Below are 13,483 nucleotides of genomic sequence, written 5' to 3' on the forward strand. Positions count from 1 at the left end.
TTGATGCTGAGTACCGCCCTGTCGGATGCCGTTCTCTGCCTGAGCAGCGCCCTGGCACTGTATCTGGTCGTACAGCGGCACAATGCCAGCGAAGCCGATCGTCCCGCCGCACTTGGCGCCATGGTTGGCTTTCTCGGCTTTGTCCTGGCGGCACTGTTTGGCTCACTGCGCTTCGGGCTGGGGGAGCAATGGGCCGAGGTGCATTCACTGTTCAGCCAGGTCGCAACCTACATGTCGCTACCCCTGATCGCAACGGCGTTTCTCTGCCTCAGTCTACCCTGGTCGCTGAGTCGGCCAGGGTGGGGTCGCACCCTGCTGGGCTTGATGGTCGCCTTCGAAGTCGCACGGCGGCTGGAATGGGGCGCCGAGTATCGACTGTTGCTGGGGGGGCTGTCACTGGCCATCATCGCCGCCTGTTCAGCTTACCAGCTGCAACAGCAGACCAGGGTGGCCCTGCTGGGCGTAGCGGGCGCGGCTTGCAGCGCTATCGCTGCACTGGTCATCGGGACCAGCGGCAGCCTGTGGGGATGGTTGCGGGTGGATCTGTTCCATTACCTTCTGGCCCTGTCCAACCTCTGCCTGGGGGCGTCGCTTTTTTTCTTGTTCCGTCACCGCTTACAAAAGCAGATCCAGCAGGCAAGCACTTTAGCAGGTTAGTACGGACTTATTTACAAAGCCCCCTTCGCAGGTGTATAAACCCAAAGTGTCTATTGACTAACCTTTGCGGAATAATCTGTGCCCGTTTCACGAACTCTGGCCGTTCTCCTTGCCAGCACTTTACTGCTGTTGAGTAGCCCTTATTCGGGCGCACAACCCGCACCACCGGTCGATTACCTGAGCTTTGACGTCAACTCCCTACTGGTTCCCGCCTCTGAACGCTGCCGCATCGGGACACAGGAAACGGACATTCCCTATGCGCTTGCCGCCTGTGAACAAGCCGCCTCCAACGGCGATCCGGAAGCACAGTTCCTGCTGGGTAATCTCTATTACGAAGGCCAGATCATACCCCGCGACCCGGAACGTGCCCTGAAGTGGTTTCGCCGCGCCTCCGAACAGGGGCATGCCAATGCGCAGTACCTGATCGCCTTTATGCTCTACCGGGGCGATGGCACCAACAAGAACCCCACCGGTGCCTATATCATGATAAAAATGTCAGCGGTGAACGGCTTCGATGACGCCATGGACGCCATCGACCTGATCGCCGAAGGCCTCACCGATGACGAGAAGCGACGCGCCTTTTATACCCTGAGCCGTATTTTTAAAAGTTATCGCTCCAGCTTGGCCGTCACGCCATCGCAGCCAACCAGTATTCCGCTGAGCCTGCCAACCTATCAATAACTCAGCCCGTAGCTCAGCACGCCCACTGACGCTCATGATCCAGTAGCCAGCGTTTTCTCTCCAGACCACCTCCGTAGCCGGTCAACTTACCGTTTTTCCCGATCACCCGATGACAGGGAATCATAATAGAAATACGGTTATGGCCGTTGGCTGACGCCACAGCCCGGACAGCATTGGGCCGCTGCAGCGCTTCGGCCTGTTGCTGGTAACTGGCCGTGGTACCGTATGGGATCGAGTGCAAGGCTTGCCAAACCCGTTGCTGAAAGTCCGTTCCGGGGGCATCCAGCTGAACCTCAAAGGTGTGCCGTTGCCCTGAAAAATATTCCTCGAGTTCTTTTCTGGCCTGCCTAATATGATCGTTTTCGCCGCTAACGATAGTGGCCCGGAACAAGCGTTGAATATCCCGAAACTCCGTTTCCAGCATGCGCCGATCCACAAACTCCAGCAAACAAATGCCTCGCTCGGTCGCGCATACGAACATTGGCCCCAGAGGCGTGGTCAATCGGCTGAGCAATATCACCGATTGCTGCGGGTTATGCCTGGGGGATGCGCCCATCACTTTTTTGTAGGTGTAGCCAAACCCACTCAAGGATTCGTAGCCCATCTCGTAGGCGGTCTGCAACGAACTCTTGCCAGCCTTGAGTTCCTCCAGCGCCGAGTTGATACGGTACATGCGCTGATACGCCTGAAAGGTCATGCCATAGTGTTTATTAAACCAGCGGCGCACCAGGCTGGGGCTGATACCCTCGGCCTTCAGCCGTTCATCGGACACCTTGGATTTGGGATTGTCTATCACCAGGCGCAAGGCCTGATCAACCTGGGGAGGTGCCTGATGGCTATTTTCGGTAGGTCGACACACTTTGCAAGGTCGAAATCCGGCATCCAGCGCCTCTTTGAGGGTGGTATAGAACTCAACATTTTCCTTCTTGGGTTTCCGCGCACGACAGGTCGCAATACAAAATATCGAGGTAGTTTTAACCCCGACATAAAAAGTGCCTACATAAGCAGGCTCGCGATTGAGCAGCGCCTGATAAAAACGTTCTACCTGGCTTTCATCCTGAATCAACATAGCTCCATATTATCTCCACGTTTGCAGACCCAAGACGTTACCCAAACCAGACTCAGACTGACAACCAAAAACTGAACAGGCATTTTTTGCAGTACAACGGCTCGAATCGTTTGTCGCAAGCAGACCAGCTTCCTGACAATAGATCCCATTCACCAGAAATGCGCCAAGGTCGATTTTATTTGCTATGATCCCCGCCCCCGATTCATGCACCGGATTTACGTTCCGGCCGGCTATTAGGAATATTCGATGTCACAGATTGTTGTTGCAGCTCTTTACAAGTTCGTCACCCTCGATGATTACCAGCAGTTGCGAGCCCCCCTGCTTGCTACTATGGAAGCCCACCAGGTGCGCGGCACCCTGCTACTGGCACGGGAAGGTATTAACGGCACCGTCGCTGCAACCCGGGAGGGCATAGATGCCTTATTGTCCTGGCTGAAAAATGATCCTCGACTCGCCGAACTGGAGCACAAGGAATCCTATAGCGAGCAGCTGCCTTTCAAACGCTGCAAGGTCAAACTGAAAAAAGAGATTGTCACCATGGGCGTCGAGGGTATCGACCCCAAGCAGATTGTAGGTACCTACGTGAAACCCGCTGACTGGAACGCCTTGATCAGTGACCCCGAGGTATTGGTGGTCGATACACGCAATGATTACGAAGTGGAGATTGGCACCTTCGCCAATGCGCTCAACCCCCAAACTGAAACCTTTCGCGAATTCCCAAAATACGTGGAAGAAAACCTGGACAAAAACCAGCATAAAAAAGTCGCCATGTTCTGCACCGGCGGCATTCGCTGCGAAAAATCTACGGCGTACCTTAAAGAACAAGGCTTCGATGAAGTGTTTCATTTACAGGGTGGCATCCTGAAATACATCGAAGAGGTACCGCAGGAAGAATCTTTATGGCAAGGCGATTGCTTCGTTTTCGACGACCGAGTCGCCGTTAATCACAATCTTGAAAAAGGCCAGTACGACCAATGCCACGCCTGTCGCCGCCCCATTACCGAGCAGGATAAAACCAGCGAGAAATATCTCAAGGGTGTCAGCTGCCATCGTTGTTTTGACAGCAAGTCCGAAGCGCAAAAAAAACGTTTTGCCCAACGTCAAAAACAAATAGAACTGGCGAAAAAACGCGGGGAATATCATATGGGTAGCGACGCCAACGAAACCCTTAAAGCCAACCGGTTAAAAAAATATATTCAGAAAAAACGTAATGCGGAACCGCCGGCATCCTGAATCGCATTAGTCATTGATGATAAGAGTATTACCCCGCTAGGCCGCGCAGATTCCGTACCGGGGTAATACATCGTGCAACACATCAAGCTGGTGCGCCTGCAAGGCATCATGAAAACATTTCCAGTCGGAATTCAGGAAAGTGTTTTTAAAGGCGAACTGTTCTCTTCCCGTGTCAGCCCATGCCAGCTGACCAATCGACTTATGTTTCCAGGACCCTCGCCCCTTGGCAATGTATTTAACCGTCTCGGAACCAAAAGAAAAACTGCCTTTGGCAATCTCGTTTAACCAGCGTTGATGACGCGCCTCTCCCGAATCCCCTTTTATCGATTTAATCAGGGCAAGCATTTTTTGACTGTCCCGGGGCGGTAAGCCTTCCACGGATTCCAGCGTCATACTGACATCCCCCTGTCTGAAGCATCGCATCGCCCTGCACATCTTATCCACGGCCTCAATAAAAATGGCCGAATTATCCCGCGCGACAGTATCGCCCAGACCGTTACGATACTTCCAAATCAGCCAGGGCTTATCCGGATAACTCAACGCCGCGCCATGGCCCAGCGGAAAAGACTCGCTCAAGAAATAATTAGCCACCTTATTGATATAGTTCTTATCCAGTTTGGCATCGTCGCTGGCCAAATTTTTTACCTTGTTAATTTTGTGATTAACACCCGCAAAGCCTTGATGCGCCCAGGTATCCGCGTACACATGCATGGTGATACCCAGCCGGTGCAGCGCATAGGGTTTATCCCGATGACGCGCACAGGAGCGCAGCATATCCCTGGCCACATAGCTGTCCGGGAAACAGACCAGTTTGCGAATAAAGGAGCCTCTGGGATTTTCTCCTGCCGGTTTACCCCCATTCCCTGGAAGAAAATGAAAGGGCACCCAGACCTGGTGGTTGGCCAGTTCATCGGAATTGCGATAATCCAACATCTTATGCGCTGATGAAATTCGGCGGTACATAGCATTGTTACTGAAATTAATAACCCCGGAGTTGGTCGCATCGTCAACGTATTGTGCGCTGTAAGCAATAACCGCCGCCTGCCGACGCCCGTAACCGGCCAGGCGAGCGGCAATATAGGTCATGGTGTGATGGCCATCTATCTGCATAGGAATCCCCTTGGGGTTCTCTGCCATTGATTGTGACTTTCCTGGCCCTTTAGCCAGCCGATCTTCTTGACGCTTGTTACCAGGAGGTTAGTCAGGCTGGCTCATGCGGCCCCAGGTTAATGGGTAAGCTTCGGGGAAAGGGCCATCCCGTTCAGGAAACAACGTATTGCGATAACTGATGGGCGTCGCAGCGTGCAGGTCATTGCAAAGTGTCACCTGACGCACCATCTCCGGAATCATCTCCATGCCAATGTACTTGCCCATGCATTCATGGGAGCCATAACCAAACACAAAATTATGATCCAGCTTTCTGTCCGGGTTGAATCGATCCGGGTCTTTATAGGCGTAGGAGTCGAACATGGCCGAATGAATCAAGAGTCGCACAATGGTGCCCGCCTTGATCGGAGTTTCATGCCGCGTGCCCTTGGCGATGGTGTAATCGCAACCGGCCTGGCGAAAAATATCCGGGCGAATGGGTACAAAGCGCAGGACCTCCCATACAATGGCGTCAAATTCTGACGTATCCTCTTGTCTGGCAAGGCGCTTGGCGTTTTGTAATAACGGAGGGTTCGATAATAAATATTCTACAACCTGGGCCACAGCTTGAGAGGTTGTTTCTATCGCACCGATGAGCAGGCCTCCCGCATTGACGCCGACCCTGACCAACGGAAAATCCACCTCTTTGGCAAACCGGGAACGCAACATTCTGCTGACCATATCGTCACAATTTGGCGGTGTTTCCCTGGCCATTATGCGATACAGAAAATTGCGTAGAGGGTGCCAGAGCATGCGAAAAATTCCGGCTAATTTGACCCAAAGAACTTTTCGAATCATCAACGAGGCGATATAGGCGGCCAATTCTTTAGTCGCTTGATCGTGCTGGTCAACTATCTGCTGGTATTCGCTGTCCGATACATTATCGAAGGGTTGATTATTAAACGCGTCATACTGATTCCAGTAAGACCAACGAACCAGATCATCCTGGTCAATGCCATCCAGACCGAAGTACTCCTGCACCAATGTCACCGGCACTTTTCGACAATAGCCATTCACCAGCTCTATCTCTCCCTGAGCACCGGACAATATCTGTCGAGCGGCTTCGGCCACCATCTTTCGAATACGGGGCAAGTCGTTACGGTTTAATAATCCCTGCATCAGGGATTTTTCACGGTAGTGCAATGCATCATCATCGTGGGCCATTAAATAGCCGTCATCCTTGTCCGTCACTCCCATCTTGGGTTTATACAGATCGACGGTGAACACCTTAGGCATCGATAACAGGTCACGAACATCGGTAAAGTTTGCCACCAAAACACATTCTGGCGTGACCAACACAGGGCGCTTCTGGCGGAGCTGTTTGAAAAACTCTCGCGGTTGCGTCTTGATCCAACGCTGAACCAGTGGGTATTTTTCACTGTCCGCGGCGGCATCATATCGGGCCAAAAAATCCTGGCTTTTCTGTACCCCGATATCCATAAAAAACCTCCTCCAAACCCCGACTTGGTAATGACCAATAGCACCCTATAGTGACTTCATAAACTCCACCAGATCCCAGCGGTCCTGTTCGCTCATGTCGCAAGCACCGTATTCATGACCAGTATTAAAATTACCGCGAATACTGGTATCAAAAATAAAACCGTCATACCCCGCACTGATAAATCCGACCCTGTCCGGATCAAATTCTCGAGCTCCAACCACAAACTGTTTCGGCCGAGTTTCCGGGCAATTCTCACCCGCTGTGGCCGGCAATAGCAGATCATACAAACTGGGCACTGAACCATTATGAAGATAGGGAGCCGTAGCCCAGATACCATTCAATGAGCGCGCGCGGTAAGCCAGTAAGCTATTGAAAGGCTGAGCCGTCGTATCCGCTGCATACTCGCCTACTTTTTCACTCTGTTTGACCGGGTTTTCCTTGAGTGTCATGACAAGGCTGTATAACCATTCGGCCATACGCCGGGGCCACCATTTATCGGCATCCGGAGTCGCCACCACACCGGAGGTAGTCGCCGTTAAAATCATCGCTACAGGGGCATCTTCCGGCATCACCAGATTGCCCACGGAAGATTTTTGGTAAGTGCCTTCAAGGTTGCCCGATTTACCCTGATAAAAAACGCTGTTACTGGCCATCGCCTTATCAGTACTCTCAGGATGATCAATCCCCACCAGTTTACCAATCATCAAACGATCGGCCGCGGTGCGATCGATCACCTGATGGCAACGCTCGCAGTGTTTGGCATACAGCAGCTGCCCACGGTTTTTCATTTCCGTGTCAATTTTCTCATCACCATCACGACAAGCTCGTTCATCCACGGGCACCTCTGTATTGCCTTCAGGCAGGTAATGTTCCCCCGTTTCCGAACGCTTGCAAAATGGCCAGCGCGGTGACACCAGCGTTATCAACTTGCGCTCCAGGCGCTGCAAATTGAACAGGTCAATAGACGATTTATAATTTACGATTTCTTTCTTGGTGCTCTGTCCGCTAATAAATCCCGCCAGACTAAAGCGCTTGAACCAGCCGCTCAATCCCGTTTCCCGGTGCCAGTCCAACACCCCAAACACCCCCATAACCTCGCCGGCATTACGCCCCAAAGGGCCGAGCTCAGCATTACTGGCAATTGAATTCCATTGCACATAGTCGGAATGCGTAATATCCCACAGGAAGGGATAACTAACCGGCGCGTTGGGTGAGTTAAACATTGTGTTACGCACACGCAGCAAATCGGTGCGACTCAAGGCAGGGTAACCCGGCTGGGTCGAGGTCAAATTGGCAAGAATCGCGGTTAACTGGTTATCATCCAGAATAATGTCATCGTCCGTCACAACCCCGTCCAGAACCCGGTCCACCTCGTCATCACTGAGTAAACGTTCGACGGCACCAGCACGCACAATCGTGACCGAACGCAGCAGAGTACGTACCTGCCGAGGATTGATCGCATATTGCAAAACCCGGTTATATATTCTGCCAAAGGCATCTAACCGCGCATAACCATAATCGACCCTCGCGCTCTGCCCGCCGGCTGCAGATTGAGTCTGGCAAAAGCGTTTATCCTCATCGGTTTTTTCCGTAACCCTGATAGCGCTATTGCAACTGAAGGTACTGTGATTCACCGTATTGTAAAGCTGACGAACCTGGGTCCACTTGATCAGGTCCTGCTCGACTTCGGCTTCGCTGGCGTAATTAATATTGAGTTCCAATACCCGTTCGACAAATCGTTTGAAGCGCGTATTCTCCTGATCCGAAGTCCGCAAAGTTTGCACCATGGCCTGGGTCATTTCTGTCAGGAAACCCACCATATCGGCCATGGCCGGGCCACCGTCGATACGCAGCGCCCGTTGACCAAAGTTGATCTGTCCGGTATGACAGGCGGCGCAGGTATAGCCGACGTAATCCTTACCCTGGTAACGCTCCTTGACAAACCCAACCGGCAAGGCGTCTGGATTAAAAGTTGTCTTTTTCTGAGGCAAGTAGCGAAAACGATCGACGTTTTCATCGCAGAGCAACCAGGCAGCGGTTTTACGCTGCCTTTCACAGGTTATCTGGGTCGATTGAGTTTCCGGATCAACAGATGGACGGCTATCGGGCTGCTCGAGAGCCAGAAAAAAATCATAAGGCAACAGCGCCGAACCCTGAGTCGTGTTATAAAACCAGAGGCTGTCGTGGCTTTCCCAGCCCTGATTAAGGTATTCCGGAACGGAGAAGGACTCATTAAACTGGCCATTACTGATCGCGATGGCACCACGATCCGGATCATTGTCCCAGTCTTCATACACAAGGGCGATAACCATTCCAACAAAGGGTGCAATCACCAGCAAGACCGCCAGGGCAATCAGGAATGATTTCGGCACATCGGATAAAAACAGCATCAAACGATACAGAAGTCGGCCAATCATACCTCACCCTTTGTTGTTGTTTCTGAATACAGAAGCACAACAGCATCATCTACAACAGGGGGTTAACTATCTGAATCGGCCCTAGAAAAACTTTTGCGTTCTGCGCCTAGCCATAAAATCGATCATCCGATGATCGCTCTGCTTCGTTGAATCAGTATCAGATTCAAGCACCGATGGACATCTGGACCGGGAAGCATACGTTCAACCAAATCACAACCTTCAACTTACTAAGGAGTAGCATTCTTCACCCATAAAATCCAACCTGACACCGCATTGTTTCGCTCATTATTAAGAAGTGCGATTAAAAGCTCCCTACAGCGATACCAAGGATCATTAACAGCAGTAAACATTGCTTATCCTGCGTTTGAAAGTGCAAACCAAGCCGTTGCTTCTCTGCTTCATCGCAAGCGAACAATTGCCTGGTAAACCATTTATCTTTAGACTCGTTTTCACTTTCAATGATCAAAAGCAAGCAACGATTTATGAGCACCGGCAGCTTTAACCAGATGATGGCATCGATTCAGGGTCAGCAAGACCAATTCGAAGCGCATATTTTCCCCTCATGGTTACAGGGAAGAGCGGCATTCGGCGGCCTGATTGCCGCCCTCGGCGTGGAAGCTCTGCTAAAAAGTCAGGAACACCCCAAACCTTTACGATCCATTCAGGTGCTGTTTTCCCATCCTGTCGCCGAAGGAACGGTCCAAATCCGGACGCAATTGCTGCGTCAGGGCAAAAGCGTCAGCAGCCTGCGTGCCGACATCAGCCAACAAGGGCAATTTTGCTGCTCGGTTACCGCCAGCTTTGGTGCCTCAAGAAACTCTGCCATATCGGTAGATGCCGAACCCTTGCCGCAGCTGACACCGCCAGAGTCGCTGCAACCCTTCCCTTTTATTGCCGGCGTAGTGCCCGACTTTATTCAGCATTTTGATATGCGCTGGGCCAAGGGCAACTACCCCTTTACCAACTGCCAGCAAACCACCCATGGCATCTGGGCACGCTTCAGGGAACAAGGACCCGCGTCGTTATCCCACTTAATTGCCATGGCCGATATACCGCCCCCCATCCCCCTGTCCATGCTGAGCCAACCGGCCAACGGCAGCTCCTTAACCTGGTCATTGGAATTTCTCGGGGATGGTTTCGAGGCCAATATGGAAGACTGGTGGCACGTAGAAACCCGGCTTCAGCAATGCTCTCAGGGTTATGCCCAGCAGGCCTATAAAATCTGGGCGCCCAACGGTCAACCGGTTGCCCTGGGAACCCAGGTGATGACGGTTTTTTCTTAATCCATTAAACATGTAAATTCACAATAACATCTTAAAGCAATTTCTGTTTATCACAGCAATAAATATAAATTTTTATTAGATTAGATTTTTACGCAGTAATGTAGCGCAACATATGGCTGCATATTATTGTGCGCTTGTCCGCCTCCCTCCTTCCCAGTAACCCTAGCTACACTATTTTCTTCTGAATGCATCATTTCTGAATTGTGCTGCCCATGTTCAGCACCCCTACCGACTTCATTTGACGTATATGTACTATGTTGATGAATAGGCATCTCAGGGATTCCAAGAGTATGCGTTGGACTTCCGCCCTTATGACTCAAGGGATACATTGAAGAGACACCAATTATTGTCCTTCCTTCTCCGTCAGCATATTGATCCCACCCACGCTCAGGACAACCTTTAGCATTTACGAATGCAACTACAGATCCTTTCTGCACACTATCTAATGCTAGCCGAGATTCAATTTTTTCCAAGCGCTCATGAAGCGGCCCTGTTACATCCTCCGGCAAAATTATATCTAATGCAGAATCAGAATAGTTTGTGTAGAAAACTATTTCGGCCCGAGGATAGCGAGTACCATTTAGACCATATATCTTAATTGGCTCATGTCGTCTATGACAGGTTATTGTTATAACTTCACTACTAATTGTCATTGGACTTTCAAGGTGCGGGGAGAGCTTTGTATCGCCATGCCTACATGTCGTATTCCTGCCGCCAACTCCTAGCAATCGTTGTGAACCCAACGTAGCCTTAAATACAACATGGATAAGATCTTCTGGTTTTTCAGGCGTATTATAATTAACAGAAATATTTGCTTCAGCACTAGCCAAGCATAACTCTACAGTTCGAAGTGCTCTTTCGCGAATTGTTGAAACTTCGCTGTACAACTCATGATCTGCTTTAAACATTGAAGCACTTCGACTACAAAATTTTTCATATGTCGCTTGCATTGAATCTTCATTCGTATCGCCTCCATATCCCAGCCTTAAAATTCGCTTATATACAGCTGAAAACGATGTTTTTTTTGAAGATGACAACTCATTATATGACTGCTTGATATTACAGTATTCTGAATGTGAAGCCGCTAAAAAAGCTTTATCATCCTTATAGAATGTAAACGACCTTAAAGCACTTTTAGCCATATCTGTACAGGCTGATATAACATCCCCTTTTGAGTGAGAGTCAAAAGAAAAGGTAACAAATATAAATGGCAGTGCTTTAATTAAAGTTTTCATTATATAAACCCACCTTTAGATCAGATATAAATTTGTTAAATATATTTATAATTTTTCATATCACTCTTACTTAATACCCCACCAACAATAGTTTAAAACCCAACAACAAGACAACAAGACAACAAATTAAACAAAAAACAGAAAATTAAACAGAAACAAACTAAGATCTAATTATATTTTCTAAATCCACACCTCATATAGCTCAAGTGAACTATTTCATATATATATTTATAATTAGTACTTATATTCTTCAATACAATCAACTCACCAAAATCAACAACTCATTCTGAGTATGAACATCAGTCTTTAAAAAAATTGAACGAAGCTGATTCCTTATCGTGTGATAGCTAACTTTTCTAGCATTACCAGCATCCTCAAGACTCATCCCTTTAGCTAACATACTAACTAACTGACACTCTGCTTTTGTTAAGTCATATCGTGCTCGAAGTAAGGACAGTCTATTTTTATTTGCTTCATAGGCATGACTAAAAATAGTTATCAGATACAATCCTGACTGGTTAACTCTCTCAATTGAAATAGGGTGCTTTTCATTATGAGTTATCAATCTAATACCATCATTTCTTGGCCACTCTTCCAACCATAAATTCAGAGGCTTATGGCGCACCCATAGCTGTCCACCTTTAACCTTTATTCCTTTAAAGGTATTTTCTTCAAACCCCTTATTTATACAGATCACGTGTGAGTTCGTATCTACGATCAGTGCAGGCTCTCGTGATCTATCAGCCAACATCGATAAAGAATAGTTTTCTCTTTGCATCAACCTCATTTGTTGTGCGGCTGAGAAGAAACCTTTCAGATGCTGGCAATAGTATTCAAGACGTTTGATATTATTCTGAGTAAAGTCTTTCGAACCATGCTGGAAGGCCATTAAGGCAATGCCATTTTTATTGCATTTCGCCGCACCCAATGAATAGCTTATCCCCATCGGCTTCAAGATATTCGCCTTAAACTCACTGGCGTCCAGTTCTGCTCTTGAAACCAAATCCGACCCCCTCATTACCTTTTGAGTATTCAGCTCCAGGTATCGGTTAAGCCATATATCCTGGTCGATAGAGGCGGAGTATCGATCCATAATCGCTTGATCATACCCTGTGAATGTACTTTGTGGTTCGCTTCCGCTTTGTATCAATGTCAGCTGGGCATTGGCCGCATCAAACTCACGCTCTAACCGCTTAAGCCCTTCTTTTAAAGCAACAGGGTCTGTCAAGCCTTCCATAAACAGCTCAAGCAGTTCGAATTCGTTATAAAGAACGCTATCCACGCTTTGCCCGCCTTACGTTGATATCGGCAGGCCACATTATGGGATTTTTAGGAAAGTTCCTCAGAACCTTATTTCTGATATCTATAAAGGCTATGGAGACTCGAGAAATAGTTGAGGATAAAAAAAACCTAAATAGAGATAGATTCATCTTGATGGCCCTCACAGACTACGCGCCACCAAAGCAAACAAACACCCTATGTAATTCGGCAAATACTGTTATATTTTTTGAGCATTCATTTATTAATTCTTAGAACACAAATGCGCTACCGAATTATAGATCCCTGAACACCTCCTGTTAGTTTTTTAGCTTCTTAACCAAACCTTTTTAAAACCAAAGTACTAAGTCTTTCTGGCGCATCCAATTACTATTACCGTATGACTTCAGAAGTCGATCTATCCGTTGATAATTTACAAAACTCTTATATCTCCGACTGTCGCGCTGAACATTCACCTATAACTCAATCACATTTCTTTCATATCTATCAGCCCGCGAATAATACGCCAAGCACAAGCACCAAGGCGCCAGAAAGCATTGCCCGCAATGAATTTCTTTTCAGTTTGGGGACACGCAGTGAAATAACCACACCACTGATAATACTGAATAATAAATTGCCACCAAACAAGATAGAAAATACCCAGAAGAAAATCCCTCCCAGCCCCTTATGTATCCATAACAATTGCTTCCAGAGGTCATGCTCTTTGATAATCAATATGGCCCTATCCGCTTGTGCCGAAGGCACCAAGATGATTTCACCTTTATAGCCATACCATTCATGCAACCCCTCTTCCACGTAATATTCTTCGTGCAAGCTGACTTCTGATACTGTCGGAAGCCGGTCTCGCACAATAGCTTCCGCTTCCTGCTCTGTCTCAGGCCAACCGTCGGCAAGTACAATTACGTGTTCTGATTCTGCGTTGAGGCCACCCTCAATATGGAATAGATACAATACGCCCGTTGCAATATAGAGCGCGGTCATAGGCAGAAAAAAGCACGCCAGGTAGGCGTGCAATTTTATCCATAGCATTCTGTTATTCGATC

Annotated in this window: 11 protein-coding genes; 4 read left to right on the forward strand and 7 right to left on the reverse strand. The window is 48.6% G+C overall.

What is annotated here, in order from left to right:
- Positions 1-3: 3 nt before the first annotated feature.
- Positions 4-657 (forward strand): hypothetical protein, encoded by a 654-nt coding sequence (locus tag MIB40_RS05375; RefSeq protein WP_249691708.1) that lies wholly within the window; start codon positions 4-6, stop codon positions 655-657.
- A 78-nt stretch (positions 658-735) separates the two neighbouring features.
- Positions 736-1,338: a tetratricopeptide repeat protein gene (locus tag MIB40_RS05380; protein ID WP_249691709.1), complete on the forward strand. Its 603-nt coding sequence runs from the start codon at positions 736-738 to the stop codon at positions 1,336-1,338.
- A 13-nt stretch (positions 1,339-1,351) separates the two neighbouring features.
- Here the strand turns inward: MIB40_RS05380 and MIB40_RS05385 are convergent, their stop codons facing one another.
- Positions 1,352-2,407, reverse strand: a complete 1,056-nt coding sequence (locus tag MIB40_RS05385; RefSeq protein WP_249691711.1) for a bifunctional transcriptional activator/DNA repair enzyme AdaA — start codon at positions 2,405-2,407, stop codon at positions 1,352-1,354.
- A 246-nt stretch (positions 2,408-2,653) separates the two neighbouring features.
- On the opposite strand from MIB40_RS05385, the gene trhO reads away from it, so the two are divergent.
- Positions 2,654-3,640, forward strand: coding sequence for an oxygen-dependent tRNA uridine(34) hydroxylase TrhO (gene trhO / locus MIB40_RS05390; protein ID WP_249691713.1), 987 nt, complete (start codon positions 2,654-2,656; stop codon positions 3,638-3,640).
- 36 nt (positions 3,641-3,676) lie between these two features.
- Here trhO and MIB40_RS05395 read toward each other — a convergent pair whose 3' ends face one another.
- Genes MIB40_RS05395 through MIB40_RS05405 form a run of 3 tightly spaced genes read right to left on the reverse strand, consistent with a single transcriptional unit; the run spans position 3,677 to position 8,644 of the window.
- Entirely contained in the window at positions 3,677-4,777 is a 1,101-nt protein-coding gene (locus tag MIB40_RS05395; protein ID WP_249691715.1) for a DUF6765 family protein, read from the reverse strand.
- A 60-nt stretch (positions 4,778-4,837) separates the two neighbouring features.
- Complete coding sequence (locus MIB40_RS05400) at positions 4,838-6,226, reverse strand: cytochrome P450 (RefSeq protein ID WP_249691717.1); 1,389 nt, start codon at positions 6,224-6,226, stop codon at positions 4,838-4,840.
- 45 nt (positions 6,227-6,271) lie between these two features.
- The gene (locus MIB40_RS05405) at positions 6,272-8,644 is read right to left on the reverse strand and encodes a di-heme-cytochrome C peroxidase (RefSeq protein ID WP_249691719.1); all 2,373 of its coding nucleotides are present in this window, start codon (positions 8,642-8,644) and stop codon (positions 6,272-6,274) included.
- Between the two features lie 482 nt (positions 8,645-9,126).
- Here MIB40_RS05405 and MIB40_RS05410 point away from each other — a divergent pair, with 482 nt between their 5' ends.
- The gene (locus tag MIB40_RS05410) at positions 9,127-9,927 is read left to right on the forward strand and encodes an acyl-CoA thioesterase (RefSeq protein WP_249691721.1); all 801 of its coding nucleotides are present in this window, start codon (positions 9,127-9,129) and stop codon (positions 9,925-9,927) included.
- An 80-nt stretch (positions 9,928-10,007) separates the two neighbouring features.
- On the opposite strand, the gene MIB40_RS05415 is transcribed toward MIB40_RS05410, so the two are convergent.
- The 3 genes from MIB40_RS05415 to MIB40_RS05425 form a co-directional block, all read right to left on the reverse strand.
- Positions 10,008-11,162 carry a phage baseplate protein gene (locus MIB40_RS05415; RefSeq protein WP_249691722.1) on the reverse strand — a complete coding sequence of 385 codons (1,155 nt, stop codon included), beginning with the start codon at positions 11,160-11,162 and terminating at the stop codon, positions 10,008-10,010.
- A gap of 259 nt (positions 11,163-11,421) precedes the next feature.
- Complete coding sequence (locus tag MIB40_RS05420) at positions 11,422-12,444, reverse strand: helix-turn-helix transcriptional regulator (RefSeq protein ID WP_249691724.1); 1,023 nt, start codon at positions 12,442-12,444, stop codon at positions 11,422-11,424.
- A 482-nt stretch (positions 12,445-12,926) separates the two neighbouring features.
- Positions 12,927-13,469 carry a hypothetical protein gene (locus tag MIB40_RS05425; RefSeq protein WP_249691727.1) on the reverse strand — a complete coding sequence of 181 codons (543 nt, stop codon included), beginning with the start codon at positions 13,467-13,469 and terminating at the stop codon, positions 12,927-12,929.
- Positions 13,470-13,483 lie beyond the last annotated feature (14 nt).

This window comes from Aestuariirhabdus haliotis, from assembly GCF_023509475.1.
Lineage (GTDB): Bacteria > Pseudomonadota > Gammaproteobacteria > Pseudomonadales > Aestuariirhabdaceae > Aestuariirhabdus > Aestuariirhabdus haliotis.

Excerpts from the sequence above, each read along its gene's own strand:
- MIB40_RS05405 (WP_249691719.1), bottom strand. The coding sequence starts at position 8,644 with ATGATTGGCCGACTTCTGTATCGTTTGATGCTGTTTTTATCCGATGTG.
- MIB40_RS05395 (WP_249691715.1), bottom strand. The coding sequence starts at position 4,777 with ATGGCAGAGAACCCCAAGGGGATTCCTATGCAGATAGATGGCCATCAC.
- MIB40_RS05410 (WP_249691721.1), top strand. The coding sequence starts at position 9,127 with ATGAGCACCGGCAGCTTTAACCAGATGATGGCATCGATTCAGGGTCAG.
- MIB40_RS05385 (WP_249691711.1), bottom strand. The coding sequence starts at position 2,407 with ATGTTGATTCAGGATGAAAGCCAGGTAGAACGTTTTTATCAGGCGCTG.
- trhO (WP_249691713.1), top strand. The coding sequence starts at position 2,654 with ATGTCACAGATTGTTGTTGCAGCTCTTTACAAGTTCGTCACCCTCGAT.
- MIB40_RS05415 (WP_249691722.1), bottom strand. The coding sequence starts at position 11,162 with ATGAAAACTTTAATTAAAGCACTGCCATTTATATTTGTTACCTTTTCT.
- MIB40_RS05425 (WP_249691727.1), bottom strand. The coding sequence starts at position 13,469 with ATGCTATGGATAAAATTGCACGCCTACCTGGCGTGCTTTTTTCTGCCT.
- MIB40_RS05375 (WP_249691708.1), top strand. The coding sequence starts at position 4 with ATGCTGAGTACCGCCCTGTCGGATGCCGTTCTCTGCCTGAGCAGCGCC.
- MIB40_RS05400 (WP_249691717.1), bottom strand. The coding sequence starts at position 6,226 with ATGGATATCGGGGTACAGAAAAGCCAGGATTTTTTGGCCCGATATGAT.